A 17,812-nucleotide genomic window follows, 5' to 3' on the forward strand; every position below is an offset into this window, starting at 1 on the left:
ACCGTACTGCTGTACGGCCCTGGAGAGTTGGCGCGTCAGCGCTTATCGTGCCCCGCGTGCGGGACAGGGTGCGTGAGCGGGTGCCGGTCGTCGTCCAGACGCGCGGGGTGCGGAGCACGCCCGCGCGGGTGCTGTGGGTGTGCGCCGAGGCCGTCGTCACCTGCGGTGTCGTCCTCATGCTCCTCGTCGTCCACCAGCTCTGGTGGACCAACCAGCAGGCCCGTGCCCAGGCCGGTGAGCAGGTCCGGGTGCTGGAGCGGGAGTGGGCGGGATCACCGGCAGTCGTCCCCGCGCCGTCCGTCACCGGATCGCCGTCCGTCGCGCCCGACGTGCCGGTCGGGGAGACGGAAGGGGCCGCCGCGGCACCGCCGGCCGCCCCGCCGGGCGAGAGCCCGCCCTCCTCCGCGTACGCCATCATCCGCATCCCCCGCATCGGCCTCACCGCCCCCATCGCCCGCGGCGTCTCCAAGCGGTCCGTCCTCGACCGCGGGTACGTCGGCCACTACCCGGAGACCGCCGGGCCCGGGCGGACCGGCAACTTCGCCCTCGCCGGGCACCGCAACACCCACGGCGAGCCCTTCCGGTACATCAACAGGCTCCGTAAGGGCGACGTCATCCGTGTCCAGACCCGCGAGCGGGAGTACGCGTACGTCGTCGACCAGGTGCTGGCACAGACCGCACCCCGCGACACCGGTGTGATCCAGCCCATACCCCGCTCCCTCGTCAAGCCCTCCTACGGCTACTCCGACCCTGGTTCCTACCTGACCCTCACCACCTGCACCCCGGAGTTCAGCTCCCGGTACCGGCTCGTCGTCTGGGCCAAGCGTGTATAACGGCTGGAGACAGCGGTAAAGGGAGGAGGGGCGATGGTCAGGGACGCGGCGTTGCGCATGCTCGCTCCGGTCTTCTTCCTGCTCGCCCTCGCCGACCTCCTGCTCTCCGACGGCGCCGGCGTCTCCGCCGCCGTCGCCCTCGCCGCGACCACCGTCGTCTGCGCCCTCATCGGCGCCCCGGCCGCCCCGCCCGTACCCCGTACGCGGGTACGCACCGCGCTCCGCGACCGTGAACGGCGTACCGCCTTCCTGCCCCAGCGCGATCCCGACGCCTCCGGGCGCCGCAGGCCCCGGGCACCCGGCCGTCCCCTCCCGACGGCCGCGTAGCGAGCAGCGAGACCAGAGAACTCCTGCGCGGTTCCGTCATGCCGACGTTTCCTCTTCCGGCACGACGAGACCCTTCGGAGGGCTCCCATGTCCGTTTTCGCCTCCCTGGTCGAGCAGCTCGCCGACCTGCTCCAGCCCCTCTTCGCCACCGCCTCCGCCGCCGCCGCGATCGTGCTGTTCACGATGGTCGTACGGCTCGCCGTCCACCCCCTCTCGCGGGCCGCCGCCCGCGGTCAGAAGGCCCGCACCCGGATCGCACCGCAACTCGCCGAGCTGCGCGCCAAGCACGCCAAGGACCCCGAGCGGCTCAAGAAGGCCGTCATGGAGCTGCACGCGAAGGAGAAGGTCTCGCCCTTCGCCGGCTGCCTGCCGAGCCTCCTCCAGGCGCCTGCCTTCTTCCTCATGTACCACCTGTTCTCCGGCGACCGCATGGCCGGGCACGCCCTCTTCGCCGCCCCGCTCGGCGACCACTGGGCCGACGCGCTCGCCCACGGCGGTGTCTTCGGGCCCGCCGGGCAGGTCTATCTCGTCCTGTTCGCGATCGTCACCGCCGTCGCGGCCTTCAACTTCCGGCGTACGAAGCGGCAGCTCGCCACGCAGCCGCTCGACACCGGCATGGCGGACACCCCCGGCGCCGGATCGATCCAGAAGGTGATGCCGCTGCTCTCCTTCGCCACGCTGATCACCGTCGCCGTCGTCCCGCTCGCCGCCGCGCTCTATGTCGTCACCAGCACCACCTGGACCGTCGTCGAGCGCGCCCTCCTCTTCCGTGAGCCGCGCCCCGCGGAGGTCCTCGCCGCCGGTGCGTAGGGGGTCTCACCTCCGGTACGCAGGGGGTCTCACCTCCGGTGCGCAAGGGGTCTCACCGCCGGTGTGCGGGAGCCCTTGCTACCGGCGCGTAAGGGTCCAGTCCGTGAACGGGGTCTTGCCGAGTGGTCGAAACTCTTGGAGGATCGACCAATCCTCCGATATCTCCGATGGCCGCACTCCATCGGCCGGGGCTCTTCCGGGCCCGCCCCCGGGCCCACCTCGACCACAGGGAGAAGACCATGAAGCTGCTGCGAGTCGGTCCGGCGGGAGCCGAGCGTCCCGCCCTGCTCGACGGGGACGGAACGCTGCGTGACCTGTCGGCCCTCGTCGACGACGTCGACGGCAGCCTGCTGGCCGACGCCTCCACGCTCGACCGGATCCGGGCCGCCGTCGGCGCCGGCGTACTGCCCGCCCTCGACGCGACCGGGCTACGGATCGGCCCGCCCGTCGGCCGGATCGGCAAGGTCGTGTGCATCGGGCTGAACTACCACGGGCACGCGGCCGAGACCGGCGCGGCGACCCCGGCCGAGCCCGTCGTCTTCCTCAAGTCCGCCGACACGGTCGTCGGGCCCGACGACACCGTGCTCGTACCGCGGCGCAGCACCAAGACGGACTGGGAGGTCGAGCTGGCCATCGTCATCGGCCGGACCGCCCGCTACCTGGAGACCGACGAGCAGGCCCTCGCGCACGTCGCCGGGTACGCCGTCGCCCACGACGTCTCGGAGCGCGAGTTCCAGATCGAGCGCGGCGGGACCTGGGACAAGGGCAAGAACTGCGAGACGTTCAACCCGCTCGGTCCGTGGCTGGTCACCGCCGACGAGGTGCCGGACCCGCAGTCGCTCGCGCTCAGGCTCTGGGTCAACGGCGAGCTGAAGCAGGACGGCAACACGTCGGACCAGATCTTCGGCGTCGCGGAGGTCGTACGGTACGTGAGCCAGTTCATGACCTTGTACCCCGGCGACATCATCAACACCGGCACCCCGGCGGGCGTCGCGATGGGGCAGCCGGAGCCGAAGCCGTACCTGCGGGCGGGCGACGTGGTGGAGCTGGAGATCGAGGGGCTCGGACGTCAGCGGCAGGAGCTGAAGGACGCGTAGCCGGTCGGCTGGGTGGTGGGGTCGGCCGGCAACCGTGTCGCCGGTCGGCTGGGTGGTGGGGTCGGCCGGCAACCGCGTCGCCGGTCGGCTAGGTGGCGAGGTCGGCCAGAACTCGGGCCAGCGCCTCCACGACCATCGCGTGGTCCTCGGCCTGCGGCAGGCCCGACACCGTCACCGAGCCGATCACCCCCGCGCCCTCGACCGCGACCGGGAACGAACCGCCATGGGCGGCGTACCGGTCGGGGGCGAGGCGCGAGGACTCCTCGAACGTCGTCCCCTTGGCGCGGAAGCGGGCGCCGACCAGGTACGAACTCTCCCCGTACCGCTCGACGACCCGCCGTTTGCGGTCGATCCAGGCGTCGTTGTCCGCGCTCGAACCCGGCAGCGCGCAGTGGAAGAGCTGCTGCGCCCCGCGCCGGATGTCGATCGCGACCGGCGCGCGGCGCTCGCGCGCCAGCTCCACGAGGAGGGAGCCGAGGGCCCAGGCGTCCTCGTACGTGAAGCGGGGCAGGACCAGGCGCGCCTCCTGGGCCTCCAGCGTGGCCACCTCGTTCACAGCGTCACCGTGATTCCCTCGCGGGCGGAACGCCTCGCCGCCTCCAGTACGTCCAGCGCGGCAGCGGCCTCGTGGGCGGTGACCGGGTTCGTACCGGTGCCGCGGACGGCGGCGGCGACGGCCGCGTAGTACGCCGGGTAGTCGCCCGGCGCCGACTCGACGGGGACTCCGCCGCCGGTCAGCGGGGACTCCCCGGCGCCCAGGCGGCCCCACAGCGACTCCGACTCCACGCCCCACGGCGTACCGGGCTCCGGCAGACGGCCCTCGCGCAGGTCGGCCTCCTGGGGGTCGAGGCCGTACTTCACGAATCCGGCGTTCGAACCGAGGACGCGGAAGCGGGGGCCGAGCTGGGCCGTGGTGGCGCTCACGTACAGATGTGAGCGCACCCCGTTCGCGTGCGTGATCGCGATGAACGTGTCGTCGTCCGCCTCGGCCGCGGGGCGGCGGACGTCGGACTCCGCGTACACCCGGACGGCCGGGCCGAAGAGCACGAGCGCCTGGTCGACGACATGGCTGCCGAGGTCGAAGAGGAGACCGCCGATCTCCTCCGGGGCGCCGGACTCGCGCCAGCCCCCCTTGAGCTGGGGGCGCCAGCGCTCGAACCGGGACTCGAAGCGCTGGACGTCACCGAGGGCGCCTTCCGCGAGGAGCCGGCGCAGGGTGAGGAAGTCGTTGTCCCAGCGGCGGTTCTGGAAGACCGACAGGAGCAGGCCCCGCTCCTCGGCGAGGGCGGCCAGCTCGCGCGCCTCGGCGGCCGTGCCCGCGACCGGCTTGTCCACGACGACCGGGAGGCCGGCGGCCAGGGCGGCGGTGGCGATCGGGACGTGCGTCTTGTTGGGGGTCGCGACGACGATCAGATCGAGCTCGCCCGCCCGCGCCCAGAGCTCCTCGGGGGAGTCCGCGACCCGTACGCCGGGGTGCGCGGCACGGGCCTGTGCCTGACGCTCCGGGTTGCCGGTCGTGACCGTGTCGAGGACGAGGCCCTCGGTGGCGGCGATCAGCGGGGCGTGGAAGACGGAGCCCGCGAGGCCGTAGCCGACGAGTCCGACGCGGAGGGGGGCGGTGGCGGTCATGCCACCCACTTAAGCAACGCTGTTGCCAAAGTGCAAGCGAGGGGGACAATGGTGTGGTGAACAGGAGTGTCGGGATGGTCGGGAGTGTCAGCGGTGTCGGGAGCCCGTGGGGGGCGGGGGGTGTGGGGAGCGCGGCCGGTGTGGCCGGTGTGGCCGGTGTGGCGAGCGAGGCGGGTGCCAATCTGCCGGCCCTGCGCAGCCACAACGCGGCGCTCGTCCTCGACCTGTTGCGGACGGCGGGGGAGGCCGGGATCAGCCGTCTCGAACTGGCCGAGCGCACCGGGCTCACCCCGCAGGCGGTCAGCAAGATCACCGCGCGGCTGCGTGCGGAGGGGCTTGCCCGCGAGGCCGGTCACCGCGCCTCGACCGGCGGGAAGCCGCGTACCGTCCTGCGACTCGTCCCCACGGCCGCGTACGCGGTGGGGGTCCACCTGGACCGCGACGAACTGACCGCCGTCCTGGTGGACCTGGCGGGGGTACGGGTCGCGGTACGGCGGACGCCGCTCGATCTGGGCGCGGGCACGGAGGCCGTCTTCGGCGCGGTGGACCGCGAGGTCCGCGCCGTACGCGACGAGGCGCCGGGAGTGGTGGGTGAGGTAAGGGAGTTCGGCGGCGAGGGCGAGGCGCCGCCCCCGGTTGCGGGGTCGGCCGGAAACGCCGGAGACGCCGGTTCGGCCGAGCCCGCCAGAGACGCCGGAGACGCCGGAGACGCCAGAGACGCCGGAGACGCCGGTTCGGCCGTCCTCGTCGGGTCGGCCCCGTCGGCCGGGTCCACCGAGCCCGCCGGGTCCCCCGGAGACGCCGGGTCGGCCGGCCTCGCCGTTCTCGGTGTCGGGGTCGCCATGCCCGGGCCGCTCGATCACCTCGCCGGTACGCCCGGGCGCGTCACCGGCCATCCCTCGTGGGAGGGCGTTCCGCTGCGGGACGAGCTCTCGCGCCGGCTCGGGCTGCCCGTCGCCCTCGACAAGGACACCAACGCCGCCGCCCTCGGTCTGGCTCTCCGTCCCGACGCCCCCGCCGCCGACTCCTTCGCCTACCTCCACCTCGGTACGGGGCTCGGTTCCGGGCTCGTCCTCGGCGGCGCCCTCCACCGGGGGGCCAGGACCGGCGCCGGCGAGTTCGGGCACCAGACCGTCCTGCTCGACGGGCCGCCGTGCGGCTGCGGCGGTCGTGGCTGCCTGGAGGTCCTCTGCCTGGCGGCCGTCGCTCGCGGTGACGTGCCCGAGGCGGCGCGCGTCCTCGGTACCGGCGCCGTGAACCTCGTACGGCTCCTCGACATCGACCGCGTCGTCCTCGGCGGCCGGGCCGTGGCCGCCGAACCCGAGGCCTTCGTCGGCGGCGTCGGCGCGGTCCTCGCCGGGGCGGGCCTCGGCACGCCGGTCTCCGGCGCCTGCTCGCCGTACGCCGTAGCCGAGGGGGCCGCGCAGCTGATCCTCGCTCCGATCTTCGGAAAATAGGCTGATTGGGCGGAACGGGTGGGCCGCCCGGGGGTCACGCGCGGCGTCGCTCCCCTGTGCCGCCGCCCCCGCCTGGCAGCGTCGCGGCCGTCCCGTACGCCCGCGAGCAGCAAAGGCACCCGCCCATGCGACTGCGCAACGCCCTCGCCCTCGGTCTGACCGCGGCGACGACCGGAACCGCCGTCCTCGCGCTCGCCGTGGGCCCGTCCTCGGCGGAGCCCGGCCCGAGTCAGGCCTCCGGTTCCGGTTCCGGTTCCGGCTCCGAGTCCGGTGCGCGTACCGGAGCCGGGGCCGGAGCCTCGCGTTCGGAGGACGAGGCCGGTTCCGGCTCCGAGGCAGGGTCGGTCCTGAACCCCGGCTCGGGCCTGGGCACCGGGCCGGGTGTCGGGCTCAGGGCCGATGCCGATGCCGATTCCGGCTTCCGGCTGCGGAAGGACACCGGCGCCGGAACCGGGTCCCAGCCCGGTGCCGGAACGGGCAACGGAACCGACGCCGGTACGGTGGCCCGCCCCGATGCACGCCCCGACGCGGAATCCGACGGCCGCCCCGACGCGGAATCCGGCGCGGAATCCGGCGCGGAATCCGCCGCGGAATCCGGCACGGTGACGACGCCACGGCGAGAGCCGTCCCCCTGCGGCGAGGTAACCGACCCCGAGTTCCCGATCGACACCCGGATCCACCGCCGTCCCGGCGTCTTCGTCCCCGGTGCCGACTTCCGCACCCTCGACGTCGACCTCACCAACACCACCGCCGAGGCCTGCCAGGGCATCCACCCGGTCCTGGTCCTCACCGACCGCGACCGGGCGCTCCGGCCCGAGCAGATCCGGCTGGAGTTCTACGACTCCGAGAGCCGCCGCTGGCTCCCCGTCGCGTTCGAGGCGACCGAGGAGGACGAGAACGTCGGTGCGTTCATCGGCCCATCCGCCCCCTCCGCCCCTTCCGGCCCCGCCGGCTTCTCCGGCTTCACCGTCCCCGCGGGCGGCACGGTCACCGTCTCCGTCCGCCTCGCGTTCCGCGAGGGCACCGAGCCCAACGCGGTCGTGGTCAACGCGGCGATCGTCCAGCGCCATGGGGCCGACGGCGAGTGGGTCGGGGAGTCCGACGACGTCGCCCTGACCATCGGACCCGAGGGCACGGAAGAGAACCCCGAGCCGAACCCCGACGCGAACTCCGAGGGGCACCCCCAGGCGAACCCGCGGCCCGTGCCCGACGGGACCAGCCCGCCGAAGGGCGGCGACACAGGCCTCCCGCCCGCCCCCCTGCCCCCCGAACTCGCCCACACCGGACCCGAGTCGATCGCCCTCCTCGCCCCGGCCTCGGGAGCGCTGCTCCTCACGGGCGCGTCACTCCTCGTCGCCTCCCGGCGCCTCCGCCGACGTCCGGACCAGGCACCCGCCTAGGGCGTGTTGCGAAAGTAGCGCCGTCCGCCCGAAGGGCGGGCCCCGCGGCGTCTGGTGCGTGCGATCGCAAGGCGGAGGGTCGTCCTCGTACCGGGTGTACTCGGACGATCCCGACAACGCAGCGAGCGTGCGTGCCAGGCGTCGCGGGGCAGTCGGGACTTTCGCAACACGCCCTAGAGGCCGCCGCGTACCTCCGAACCCGCGAGTCACTCTCCGTACACCCTCCCGTTCATTCCCATCTGCGAGCATCCCCCAGTGGACTACCCGAACGACCAGGCACCTGGCGCACCCATCCGCTCCGGCATCCCCGAGCACGGCCGCATCCCCAAGTACTACGCGGTGAAGGCGAAAGTCGCCTCGCTGATAGACGAGTTGGGTGAGGGCGGACTGCTGCCGACCGAGCGGGACCTCGCCGTCCGTTACGAGGTCTCGCGCGAGACGGTCCGTCAGGCTCTTCGCGAGCTGCTCCTCGAAGGACGGCTGCGCCGCCAGGGGCGCGGGACCGTGGTCGCCGGGCCCAAGCTGGAGCAGCCGCTCTCGCTCGCCAGCTACACCGAGGGCGTACGGAGGCAGGGGCGCCGGCCCGGCCGTAGCCTCATCTCGCTCGACCGCTTCCCCTGCCCCGACGCGCTCGCGCCAGAGATCGGCGTCGAACGCGGCGAGCCCGTCTGGCACATGGAGCGCGTGCTGCTCGCCGACGACGAGCGGGTCGGGCTGGAGAGCACATACGTGTCGGTGGCCCGTGTCCCCGGTCTGGACGGCGAGTTCGACCCCGACTCCTCCTTCTACCGCTACCTCAGCGAGAAGCTCGGCATCGGCTTCGGCGACGCCGACGAGCGGATCGAGACCGTGCTCGCCACCCCGCGCGAGGCCCTGCTCATCGGCACCCCGCCCGCGCTCCCGATGCTGCTCATCCACCGTCTCTCCCGCGACACGGCCGGCCGGCCGCTGGAGCGCGTCCGCACCCTCTACCGCGGCGACCGCTTCAGCTTCACCGCGCACCTGGGGCAGCAGGACTGAGCTGATCCGAGCCGATCCGAGCCGATCCGAGCTGATCGTGATCCGGGTACAGCTCCGACCCCACCTTCGATAACGAGAAGATAACGGGTCTAGGCCAACTTTGTCGCCCCGTTCACCGTCCCGTTGCCACGCGGATCGCTCCGGGCCATTCACCGCCAGGACCGTGAACGGCATGAAGGTGATCGTCGTAGGAGCCGGCGTGGTGGGAACCATGCACGCCTGGCACGCAGTGGAACGCGGCCACGAGGTCGTACACATCGAGCGCGAGGCCGAGGCGCGCGGGGCCTCGCTCCGCAACTTCGGCCAGATATGGGTGAGCGGCCGCGCGGGCGGAGAGGAGCTGGACACCGCGCTGCGCGCCCGCGAGCTCTGGGAGGGCATCGGCGCCCGCGTGCCCGAGCTCGGCTTCCGGGCCATCGGTTCGCTCACCCCCGTACGGGGCGACCTGGAGCTGGCCGTCGCCGAGGCCGCCCTCGCCCGGCCGGACGCGGCGGCCCGCGGCTACAAGCTGCTCACCGCCGACGAGGCGCGCCAGGTCAACCCCGCGCTGCGCGGAGAGTTCCAGGCCGCGCTGTTCTGCGAGCGCGACGCGGCCGTCGAGCCGCGCACCGCGCAACTCGCCCTGCGCAAGGCCCTGCTGGCCTCCGGGAGGTACACCTTCCTGCCGAACCGCGAGGTCCGTGACGTCTCCTGTGCCGAGGGCATGGGCACCTGTGCGGTACGCGACGACCGCGGCGACGTCCACACCGGCGACGCCGTCGTCCTCTGTACCGGCGCCGCGCTCAGCGGCCTCGTCCGCGAGCTCGCCGGCGACATCCCGGTCCGCCGCGTGCGGCTGCAGATGATGCAGACCGACCCGCTCGGCGAGCCGCTGACCACCTCCGTCGCCGACGCCGACTCCTTCCGCTACTACCCGGCGTACCGGTCGGAGGCCCTGGACGCACTCAACGCGGGCCAGGCGCAGGATCCGACCGCCGCCGCGCACAAGATGCAGCTCCTGATGGTGCAGCGTCTCGACGGCGGGCTGACCATCGGCGACACCCACGAGTACGAGCACCCCTTCGCCTTCGACACCCTCGAAGACCCCTACGAGCACCTCGTCCGCGTCGTTGAGTCCTTCCTCGGCCGCCCCCTGCCGAAGATCCGGCGCCGCTGGGCGGGCGTGTACGCGCAGTGCACGGACACCAGCCGGGTCGTGCACCGGCAGAAGGTCCGCGAAGGCGTGTGGCTGGTGACGGGACCCGGCGGACGCGGCATGACCTGCTCGCCCGCCGTCGCAGAGACGACCGCGAACGAACTGGGCTGGTGAACGACATGACCGAGAACCACACGTTCGACCTCGTCGTACTGGACATGGCCGGTACCACCGTCGCCGACGGCGGCCTCGTCGAGCAGGCGTTCAGCGCCGCCGCCGAGCGCCTCGGCGAGGACCCGGCCACGATGATCGACTACGTCCGCGCCACCATGGGCGAGTCCAAGATCTCCGTCTTCCGCCACCTCTTCGGCGGCGTCGAGACCCGCGCCCAGCAGGCCAACGTCGCCTTCGAGGAGGCGTACGGAGAGCTGGTCGCCGGCGGCCTGATCGCCCCGCTCCCCGGCGCGGCCGAGGCGATCGAGCGGCTGAAGGCGGAGGGCCGGACGGTCGTCCTGACCACCGGCTTCGCCCGGGTCACCCAGGACGCCATCCTCGACGCGCTCGGCTGGCGGCACCTGGTCGGGCTGACCCTCTGCCCGGCGGACGCGGGCGGCCGGGGGCGTCCGTACCCGGACATGGTCCTCGGTGCCTTCCTCCGTACGGGAGCCGTCGACGACGTCCGTCGGATCGTGGTCGCGGGCGATACCTCGTACGACATGCTCAGCGGGGTCCGCTCCGGCGCCGGGATCGTGGCGGGCGTGCTGACGGGGGCGCACGACGAGGCCGCGCTCGAGGAGCACGGCGCCACCCACGTCCTCGCGTCGGTCGCGGATCTGCCGGCGGCGATAGCCCGGGCGGAGGCGGACCGGTGACGGCGCCCGGCGCCGTCGTCGAGACGCGCGGGGCCGGCAGGGCCGGCCCGGCCGGACCCGCCTCCGCAGCCACGCGCAGCGGTATCCGTTTCCAGTCCGTCTCCGTCGCGTACGGCGGGAACACCGTCCTCGACGCCCTCGACCTGACCGTCGAGCCCGGCGAGGTCATGGCCCTCCTCGGGCCCTCCGGTTCCGGCAAGACCACCGCCCTGCGCGCCGTCGCCGGGTTCGTGCAGCCGGTCTCCGGGCGGGTGTTCATCGGCGACCGCGACGTCACGGCCCTTCCGCCGCACAAGCGGGGGATCGGCATGGTCGTCCAGCAGTACGCCCTCTTCCCGCACATGCGGGTCGAGGACAACGTGGCCTTCGGCCTGAAGGCGCAGAAGGCGCCCAAGGCCGAGATCCCTGGACGGGTCGCCGAGGCCCTGGAGATGACCGGGATGGCGGCCTACGCCAAGCGCTACCCGCGTGAGCTGTCCGGCGGCCAGCAGCAGCGCGTCGCGATCGCGCGGGCGCTCGCCATCCGCCCGAACGTGCTGCTCCTCGACGAGCCGCTGTCGGCGCTCGACGCACAGCTGCGCTCCGGGATGCTCGCCGAACTCGCGCGACTGCACCGGGAGTTGCCGGACGTCTCGATCCTGTACGTGACCCACGACCAGGTGGAGGCGCTGACCCTCGCCGACCGGATCGCCGTCATGGACAGGGCCAGGCTCCAGGACTGCGGCACGCCGCGGGACCTGTACCGCCGTCCGCGCACGGAGTTCACGGCGTCCTTCGTCGGCAACGCGAACCTGCTGCCGGTGACGGTCGGGACGGGGACCGTGGCCTTCGGGGGCGCCCGACTCACGGTCGCCATCGACGGCGTGGCCCCGGGAGCAGCCGCCACCCTGTGCGTACGGCCGCACCTCGTCGGACTCGGCGAAGGCCCGAACGCGCTGCGGGGGCGGGTCGCGGAGGTGCAGTGGCGCGGGTCGACGCACCGCCTGTACGTCGACGTGGAAGGGCACCGGGTCAAGGCGGACGTGCGGGAACTCCGTGAGACGCCCGCCCTCGGGGACGAGGTGGTCCTTCACTTCGCGGCCGAGGACGGGGTGCTGCTGGGGGCCGGGGTGTCCGATGGGTGACACCGCCGGACCCGTCATGGCAGCCGAGCGCAGTCGTGGGACCGTGCCCGCCCTCCCCGGGACTCCGTCCGGCGGGACCCCCGCCCCCGGCCCCGCGAGGCGTGTGCCCATCACGGTTCTCTGGGCCCTGCCCCCCGTCGCCGTGCTGGCGCTCGTCTTCCTCTACCCGCTCGCCCTCGTCGTCCAGGCGTCCCTCGCTCCCGGTGCCTACGTCGACGTCTTCGCGTCCGGGGCCTTCCAGGAGGCGCTCGTCACCACCGTGTGGCTGGCCGTCGGGGCCACCGTCGGGTGTCTCGTCCTGGGGTTCGTGCTCGCGCTCGTCATCGCGTTCGTGCCGTTCCCCGGCGGGAAGGCGGTGTCGAAGTTCATCGACGTCTTCCTCTCCTTCCCGTCCTTCCTGATCACGCTCGCGCTCCTCTTCCTCTACGGCACGGTCGGCGTGGCCAACGGTCTGTGGACGGACGTCACCGGTGCCGAGGCCGGGCCCTTCCAGTTCCTGACCACGCCCTGGGGCGTCCTCCTCGCCGAGATCACGTACTTCACGCCCTTCGTGATGCGTCCGCTCCTGGCGGCGTTCTCGCAGATGGAGACCGCGCAGCTGGAGGTCGCCTCCTCCCTGGGCGCGAAGCCGCTGCGGATCGTCCGGCAGGTGATCCTGCCCGAGGCGCTGCCCGCGCTCGCCGCCGGCGGGAGCCTCGTCCTGGTCATGTGCCTGAACGAGTTCGGGATCGTCCTCTTCACCGGCGCCAAGGGCGTCACGACCCTCCCGATGCTCGTCTACGGCAAGGCCATCCTCGAATCCGACTACGCCGCCGCCTGCGTCGTCGCCGTCGTCAACGTCGCGATCTCCGTGGGCCTCTACGGCCTGTACCGGGTGGTGAGTCGTCGTGTTGGTGCATAGCCGTACGGGGAAGTGGACGGCCTGGACCCTCTTCGCGGTCCTCTTCGTCCCGCTCTTCGCCCTCCCGCTGCTCGTGATCGTCGCCGCGTCGTTCTCCACGAACTGGTCCGGGGTCTTCCCCTCCGGGCCCACCGCCGAGCACTACACGGCCGCGGTGCGGGGAGAGTCGCTCCAGGCGCTGACCACCAGCCTGGTCACCGCCGTGACCGCCAGCCTGCTCGCGCTGACCGTCGGCACATGGGCGGCGCTCGCCGCCGGCTCCCTCCGGAAGAACGGCCGCCGGTTCCTCGACGCGCTGTTCATGCTGCCGGTCGCCGTGCCCTCGGTCGTCGTCGGCCTGGCCGTCCTGGTCGCGTTCTCACAGCCGCCCGTGCTGCTGAACGGCACGCGCTGGATCGTGATCCTGGCGCACACCATTCTTGTCACGGCGTTCGCCTACCAGTCGGTCTCGGCGGCCATCCTCCGTCTCGACCCGATGTACGAGCAGGCGGCGGCCAGCCTCGGCGCCCGCCCCGCGTACGTCCTGCTCCGGGTGAAGCTGCCGCTCCTGCTGCCGTCGCTCAACGCGGCCGCCGGGCTCTGCTTCGCCCTCTCCATGGGCGAGCTGAGCGCCACGATGATGCTCTACCCGCCGGACTGGCTGCCGCTGCCGGTGCTCATCTTCACCGCCACCGACCGGGGCTCCCTCTTCACCGGCTCGGCGCTCGCCGTGGTCCTCATGGCCACGACCCTGCTCGTCCTGCTCGCCGTCTCCCGTGTCCGTACCAGGGCGTCCTACCGCTAATTCCCTCAGGAGAGAACGACGTTATGCGTACCTCGTCCACGTTCGTCAAGCCGATCGCCGCCGTCACCGGCAGCCTCGCCCTCGCCGCCACCCTCACCGCCTGCGGAGGTTCCTCCGCGGCCTCCGACGAGAAGGTCGTCACCGTCTACAGCGCGGACGGCCTGAAGGGGGAGAAGGGTGACGGCTGGTACGACAAGGTCTTCGCCGACTTCGAGAAGGAGACCGGCATCAAGGTCAAGTACGTCGAGGGAGGTTCGGGCGAGATGGTGCAGCGCGCCGTCCGCGAGAAGAACAACACCCAGGCCGACGTCATCGTGACCCTGCCGCCCTTCATCCAGCAGGCCGACTCCAAGGGGCTGCTCCAGGCGTACACCCCCAAGGGATCGGAGCAGGTCGACGGCGCCGACAAGGCCGACGACGGCAAGTGGACCTCCGTCGTCAACAACTACTTCGGCTTCATCTACAACAAGCAGCAGCTGAAGGAGGCCCCCCGGACCTGGGAGGAGCTCCTCGACGGGAAGTACAGGAACAAGCTGCAGTACTCGACCCCCGGTGTCGCCGGTGACGGCACGGCCGTCATCATCAAGGCGATGAACGACTTCGGCGGCCAGGAGCCGGCGATGGAGTACCTGAAGAAGCTTCAGGCCAACAACGTCGGCCCGTCGTCGTCCACCTCCAAGCTCGCCCCCAAGGTCGACAAGGGTGAGATCCTCGTCGCCAACGGCGACGTCCAGATGAACTTCGCGCAGTCGAAGTCGATGCCGAACCTCGGCATCTGGTTCCCGGCGAAGGACGGCGCCAAGCCGACCACCTTCGCCCTGCCGTACGCCGCCGGCCTGGTCGACGAGGCCCCGCACACCGAGAACGGCAAGAAGCTGCTCGACTTCATGCTCGGCGAGCAGGCCCAGCGCGACGTCAGCTCCATCGGCGGCGGCTTCCCGGCCCGCAAGGACATCAAGGCGACCGACGTCAACGCGATCGAGCTGGCCAAACTGGTCGAGGGCGTCGAGATCTTCGAGCCCGACTGGGCCGGCATCGACAAGAACCTGACCACCTACGTCGACGCCTGGAAGACGGCCACCGGAAGCTAACCGCGGGCTTCCAAGAGTTCACCGCACGGCCCTGGAATCCCTCCGCATGTAGCGGAAAGATAACGGGTACGGACCAACGCCCCCGAGGAATCGGGGGCGTTGGCGCGTCCTCGCCCGCTTCTCCCTCTCCACGGAGGATCCAGATGCCGATCACCGGCATGTCCACGGACCCGTCCACCGGCGTCCCCCGCCGCAGCGTGCTCGCCGCCGCCGCCGGCGCCGCCGCCCTCGCCGCCGCGGGCACCGTCGCCGCCGCGCCGGCCGCCCGAGCCGCCACCGCCGCCCCCACGCTCCCGAACGGCACCAGCAAGGACAAGGTGCTCGTCGTCGGCATGGACGGACTGCGGTACGACCGGATCGACGCCGCCGACGCGCCGACGATGAAGTCCCTGATGGCCAACGGCACGTACGGCCTGTCGCTGCTCTACGCCAACCCGATGGCCGCCACGTCCTCCGGCCCCGGCTGGTCGACCATCTCCACCGGCGTCTGGCCCGACAAGCACGGCGTCAGGGACAACACCTTCACCGGCAAGAACTACGCCAAGTACCCGGGGTTCCTCGCCCGGTTGAACCAGGTCCGCCCCGACCTCTCGCTCTTCGCCGCCGTCGACTGGCCCGAGCTCGACACGCACGGCACGGTCACCCCCGGCGCCGACGCGAAGCTGGTCTACAACAACGACTACGCCGTCAACGACAAGATCATCACCGACATCACCGAGGACGTCCTCCGCAACCAGAACCCGGACGTCCTCTTCGTCTACTTCGGCGAGACCGACGAGATGGGCCACTCCTACGGCGCCGCCAGCCAGAAGTACCTCGACGCCATCGCCGTCCAGGACGGCTACCTCGGCCGCCTCCTCGCCGCGATCAAGGCCCGCCCCGCGTACGCCACCGAGCGCTGGACCGTCATCGTCACCACCGACCACGGCCACACCGACGGCGGCGGCCACGGCGGCTCCGCCATCGAGGAGCGCCGCACGTTCGTCCTCGCCCAGGGTCCCGGCATCGCGGCCGGCGCCCGCCCCATCGACACCCGGCTCGTGGACGTCGCCGCGACCGTCTTCCACCAGCTCGGCATCGTTCCCGACGCCTCCTGGGGCCTGGACGGCAAGCCGGTCCAGCAGCGCTCCACCGACCCCTTCGACGCCCTGCACTCCTCCCTCACCGGCCGCGTGGACGAGTCCGGGATCCCCGCCGGCGTCCTCGGCTTCACCCACACCGCGCCCGCCGGCTGGTCCGTGATCAACAACGCCATGGGCACCGGCGGCATGACCGAGTGGCGCGGCTGGGCCTTCGCGACGGACGAGTTCTGGTCCCGCACCCAGCGCGACCAGTCCCGCGAGCTGAACGTCCGCGCCCGGGGCGTCTTCGCCGTCGCCGACTCCGACGAGTGGTCCGACAGGTCCTTCTCCGGTACGTACGACTCGACGCTGGTCACCCCCGCGTACAGCGTCTCCGGCAGGACGCGGGCGACCCTCGACTTCACCACCTTCTACCGCCAGGAGGGCAGCCAGACCGCCCAGGTCCAGGCCGTCTTCAACGGCGGTACGCCGACGGTCGTCAAGAACTACACCGCCGACGTGATCTCGCAGCCCCAGTCCCTCACTGTGAACGTCCCCTCCGGTGCGTCCAGCGTGAGCTTCCGCTTCCGCTACACCGGCTCCAACAACTGGTACTGGGTGATCGACGGGGTCAGGGTCACGACCTCTTGATTAGGGTGGGGGCGTCGCCACAGCGCTGTCGCGGCGCCCCCAGCACACCGCACGATTTCTGTACGGCAGGAGTCCCCGCACATGGCAGAGCGCAAGCCGATCGAATCCTGGCTCACGGACATGGACGGAGTCCTCATCCATGAGGGCGTGCCGATCCCCGGTGCCGACGCGTTCATCACGAAGCTGCGGGACACCGGGAAGCCGTTCCTGGTCCTCACGAACAACTCGATCTACACCGCCCGTGACCTGCACGCCCGCCTCGCCCGCATGGGCCTCCAGGTGCCGGTGGACAACATCTGGACCTCGGCGCTCGCCACCGCGAAGTTCCTCGACGACCAGCGCCCCGGCGGCACCGCCTACGTCATCGGCGAGGCGGGCCTGACCACCGCGCTGCACGACATCGGCTACGTCCTCACCGACCACGACCCGGACTACGTGGTCCTCGGCGAGACCCGGACGTACTCCTTCGAGGCCATGACCAAGGCCGTCCGGCTCATCAACGCCGGCGCCCGCTTCATCTGCACCAACCCCGACGAGACCGGCCCCTCCCTGGAGGGCCCGCTGCCGGCCACCGGCTCCGTCGCGGCGCTGATCACCAGGGCCACCGGCAAGGACCCGTACTTCGCGGGCAAGCCCAACCCGCTGATGATGCGTACCGGCCTGAACGCCATCGGCGCCCACTCCGAGACGAGCGCCATGATCGGCGACCGGATGGACACCGACATCCTGGCCGGCCTCGAAGCCGGCATGCAGACGTTCCTGGTCCTCACCGGTCTGACGACGCAGGCGGAGATCGACCGCTTCCCGTTCCGCCCCTCCAAGATCGTCAAGTCGATCGCGGACCTCGTGGACCGGGTGTAACGGCTCCGCCGGGGGTCCGGCCGGACGCCCGACCGGACCCCCTGCGGATGCGGGAGCGGGCGAAACAGGTGACCCTGCCTGTATCAGGAGGTCACGATGCGTTCAGGTCCCATTGCTCTCCGTGCCGCAGGCGCGGCCGCCATCCTGGTGCTGGCGCCCGCGGCCGGTACCGCCTTCGCCGGAGACGGCGTCAAGGCCGCGGTCACCCCGGCCACGGCCAAGCCCGGCGCCGATGTCGAGGTCCGCGTCCAGGGCTGCAAGGGCACCACCGGAGCCGCCTCGTCCAAGGCGTTCGTCGCCGCCGCCGACCTCACCGGCGCCTACGGAGGCGGCCATGGCCTCTCCGGCGACACCACGATCAGGTCGGGACTGGTGAGCGGAACGTACAAGGTCAGCGTGACCTGCGACGGTCGCGAGCACCGTGACGTCGGCGTGGTCCACGTCGAGAAGCACAAGCCGCAGCCCACGCACAGGCCCACCCACGAGCCCACGTACGAGCCGACCCACGAGCCCACGCACCACTCCACCCCGTACGCCCCGGTGCGGGCCGGGGGCGGCGGCGCGGCCCTCGCGGTCCCGGCCGCACCCCCCGTGGCGCCGGGTGTCGCCCAGACCACCAGCGAGAACGGCCTCGGCACGCCGTACACCCTGGTCGGCCTGGGGATGGCCGCGATCGCCTCGGTGGCCGTCGCCGTCCGCAGCGCGCGCCGGCGCGGGGCGGGCGACTGAGGTGTCCGCCGGGTCCACGGGATCCGCCGG

The 17,812-nt window shown here is 72.2% G+C and carries 18 protein-coding genes; 16 read left to right on the forward strand and 2 right to left on the reverse strand.

Annotated elements, in window-relative coordinates; all coding sequences use genetic code 11:
• The first annotated feature begins 56 nt into the window (after nt 1–56).
• The 4 genes from ACZ3IJ_RS29840 to ACZ3IJ_RS29855 all read left to right on the forward strand — a co-directional run bounded on the left by ACZ3IJ_RS29840 (nt 57) and on the right by ACZ3IJ_RS29855 (nt 3,067).
• Nucleotides 57–833 (forward strand): class E sortase, encoded by a 777-nt coding sequence (locus ACZ3IJ_RS29840; protein WP_467473125.1) that lies wholly within the window; start codon nt 57–59, stop codon nt 831–833.
• Between the two features lie 33 nt (nt 834–866).
• On the forward strand, nt 867–1,160 hold the full coding sequence (locus tag ACZ3IJ_RS29845; protein WP_391797148.1) for a DUF6412 domain-containing protein: 294 nt from the start codon (nt 867–869) through the stop codon (nt 1,158–1,160).
• Nucleotides 1,161–1,247: 87 nt separating this feature from the next.
• Nucleotides 1,248–1,970 carry a YidC/Oxa1 family membrane protein insertase gene (locus ACZ3IJ_RS29850; RefSeq protein WP_467473126.1) on the forward strand — a complete coding sequence of 241 codons (723 nt, stop codon included), beginning with the start codon at nt 1,248–1,250 and terminating at the stop codon, nt 1,968–1,970.
• 239 nt (nt 1,971–2,209) lie between these two features.
• Nucleotides 2,210–3,067: a fumarylacetoacetate hydrolase family protein gene (locus tag ACZ3IJ_RS29855; protein WP_467473226.1), complete on the forward strand. Its 858-nt coding sequence runs from the start codon at nt 2,210–2,212 to the stop codon at nt 3,065–3,067.
• An 88-nt stretch (nt 3,068–3,155) separates the two neighbouring features.
• Here the strand turns inward: ACZ3IJ_RS29855 and ACZ3IJ_RS29860 are convergent, their stop codons facing one another.
• Both ACZ3IJ_RS29860 and ACZ3IJ_RS29865 read right to left on the reverse strand, forming a co-directional pair.
• Complete coding sequence (locus tag ACZ3IJ_RS29860) at nt 3,156–3,623, reverse strand: heme-degrading domain-containing protein (RefSeq protein ID WP_467473129.1); 468 nt, start codon at nt 3,621–3,623, stop codon at nt 3,156–3,158.
• Nucleotides 3,620–4,696 carry a Gfo/Idh/MocA family oxidoreductase gene (locus ACZ3IJ_RS29865; RefSeq protein ID WP_467473132.1) on the reverse strand — a complete coding sequence of 359 codons (1,077 nt, stop codon included), beginning with the start codon at nt 4,694–4,696 and terminating at the stop codon, nt 3,620–3,622. The genes ACZ3IJ_RS29860 and ACZ3IJ_RS29865 overlap by 4 nt, the downstream gene beginning before the upstream one ends.
• Nucleotides 4,697–4,770: 74 nt before the next feature.
• Here ACZ3IJ_RS29865 and ACZ3IJ_RS29870 point away from each other — a divergent pair, with 74 nt between their 5' ends.
• The 12 genes from ACZ3IJ_RS29870 (at nt 4,771) to ACZ3IJ_RS29925 (ending at nt 17,782) form a co-directional block, all read left to right on the forward strand.
• Complete coding sequence (locus ACZ3IJ_RS29870; protein WP_467473135.1) at nt 4,771–6,153, forward strand: ROK family protein; 1,383 nt, start codon at nt 4,771–4,773, stop codon at nt 6,151–6,153.
• Between the two features lie 125 nt (nt 6,154–6,278).
• Entirely contained in the window at nt 6,279–7,553 is a 1,275-nt protein-coding gene (locus ACZ3IJ_RS29875) for a hypothetical protein (protein ID WP_467473136.1), read from the forward strand.
• 255 nt (nt 7,554–7,808) lie between these two features.
• Nucleotides 7,809–8,573 (forward strand): GntR family transcriptional regulator, encoded by a 765-nt coding sequence (locus tag ACZ3IJ_RS29880; RefSeq protein ID WP_391797154.1) that lies wholly within the window; start codon nt 7,809–7,811, stop codon nt 8,571–8,573.
• Between the two features lie 172 nt (nt 8,574–8,745).
• A complete protein-coding gene (locus ACZ3IJ_RS29885; RefSeq protein ID WP_467473138.1) occupies nt 8,746–9,882 on the forward strand; it encodes a TIGR03364 family FAD-dependent oxidoreductase in 1,137 nt (378 codons plus the stop codon).
• Between the two features lie 5 nt (nt 9,883–9,887).
• Nucleotides 9,888–10,580, forward strand: coding sequence for a phosphonatase-like hydrolase (locus tag ACZ3IJ_RS29890; RefSeq protein ID WP_467473140.1), 693 nt, complete (start codon nt 9,888–9,890; stop codon nt 10,578–10,580).
• 83 nt (nt 10,581–10,663) lie between these two features.
• Nucleotides 10,664–11,704 (forward strand): ABC transporter ATP-binding protein, encoded by a 1,041-nt coding sequence (locus tag ACZ3IJ_RS29895; protein WP_467473228.1) that lies wholly within the window; start codon nt 10,664–10,666, stop codon nt 11,702–11,704.
• A gap of 16 nt (nt 11,705–11,720) precedes the next feature.
• Entirely contained in the window at nt 11,721–12,605 is an 885-nt protein-coding gene (locus tag ACZ3IJ_RS29900) for a 2-aminoethylphosphonate ABC transporter permease subunit (protein WP_467473230.1), read from the forward strand.
• Complete coding sequence (locus tag ACZ3IJ_RS29905) at nt 12,592–13,389, forward strand: ABC transporter permease (RefSeq protein WP_467473141.1); 798 nt, start codon at nt 12,592–12,594, stop codon at nt 13,387–13,389. The genes ACZ3IJ_RS29900 and ACZ3IJ_RS29905 overlap by 14 nt, the downstream gene beginning before the upstream one ends.
• 23 nt (nt 13,390–13,412) lie before the next feature.
• On the forward strand, nt 13,413–14,480 hold the full coding sequence (locus tag ACZ3IJ_RS29910; protein WP_467473142.1) for a 2-aminoethylphosphonate ABC transporter substrate-binding protein: 1,068 nt from the start codon (nt 13,413–13,415) through the stop codon (nt 14,478–14,480).
• Nucleotides 14,481–14,623: 143 nt separating this feature from the next.
• Nucleotides 14,624–16,192, forward strand: a complete 1,569-nt coding sequence (locus ACZ3IJ_RS29915) for an alkaline phosphatase family protein (RefSeq protein WP_467473145.1) — start codon at nt 14,624–14,626, stop codon at nt 16,190–16,192.
• An 81-nt stretch (nt 16,193–16,273) separates the two neighbouring features.
• Nucleotides 16,274–17,053, forward strand: a complete 780-nt coding sequence (locus tag ACZ3IJ_RS29920) for an HAD-IIA family hydrolase (RefSeq protein WP_467473148.1) — start codon at nt 16,274–16,276, stop codon at nt 17,051–17,053.
• Between the two features lie 96 nt (nt 17,054–17,149).
• Nucleotides 17,150–17,782: a hypothetical protein gene (locus tag ACZ3IJ_RS29925; protein ID WP_467473150.1), complete on the forward strand. Its 633-nt coding sequence runs from the start codon at nt 17,150–17,152 to the stop codon at nt 17,780–17,782.
• Nucleotides 17,783–17,812: the final 30 nt, after the last annotated feature.

Source organism: Streptomyces sp. NPDC013317, assembly GCF_055563155.1.

Excerpts from the sequence above, each read along its gene's own strand:
- ACZ3IJ_RS29845 (WP_391797148.1), top strand. The coding sequence starts at position 867 with ATGGTCAGGGACGCGGCGTTGCGCATGCTCGCTCCGGTCTTCTTCCTG.
- ACZ3IJ_RS29850 (WP_467473126.1), top strand. The coding sequence starts at position 1,248 with ATGTCCGTTTTCGCCTCCCTGGTCGAGCAGCTCGCCGACCTGCTCCAG.
- ACZ3IJ_RS29855 (WP_467473226.1), top strand. The coding sequence starts at position 2,210 with ATGAAGCTGCTGCGAGTCGGTCCGGCGGGAGCCGAGCGTCCCGCCCTG.
- ACZ3IJ_RS29865 (WP_467473132.1), bottom strand. The coding sequence starts at position 4,696 with ATGACCGCCACCGCCCCCCTCCGCGTCGGACTCGTCGGCTACGGCCTC.
- ACZ3IJ_RS29870 (WP_467473135.1), top strand. The coding sequence starts at position 4,771 with ATGGTCGGGAGTGTCAGCGGTGTCGGGAGCCCGTGGGGGGCGGGGGGT.
- ACZ3IJ_RS29875 (WP_467473136.1), top strand. The coding sequence starts at position 6,279 with ATGCGACTGCGCAACGCCCTCGCCCTCGGTCTGACCGCGGCGACGACC.
- ACZ3IJ_RS29885 (WP_467473138.1), top strand. The coding sequence starts at position 8,746 with ATGAAGGTGATCGTCGTAGGAGCCGGCGTGGTGGGAACCATGCACGCC.
- ACZ3IJ_RS29890 (WP_467473140.1), top strand. The coding sequence starts at position 9,888 with ATGACCGAGAACCACACGTTCGACCTCGTCGTACTGGACATGGCCGGT.
- ACZ3IJ_RS29900 (WP_467473230.1), top strand. The coding sequence starts at position 11,721 with ATGGCAGCCGAGCGCAGTCGTGGGACCGTGCCCGCCCTCCCCGGGACT.
- ACZ3IJ_RS29910 (WP_467473142.1), top strand. The coding sequence starts at position 13,413 with ATGCGTACCTCGTCCACGTTCGTCAAGCCGATCGCCGCCGTCACCGGC.
- ACZ3IJ_RS29915 (WP_467473145.1), top strand. The coding sequence starts at position 14,624 with ATGCCGATCACCGGCATGTCCACGGACCCGTCCACCGGCGTCCCCCGC.
- ACZ3IJ_RS29920 (WP_467473148.1), top strand. The coding sequence starts at position 16,274 with ATGGCAGAGCGCAAGCCGATCGAATCCTGGCTCACGGACATGGACGGA.
- ACZ3IJ_RS29925 (WP_467473150.1), top strand. The coding sequence starts at position 17,150 with ATGCGTTCAGGTCCCATTGCTCTCCGTGCCGCAGGCGCGGCCGCCATC.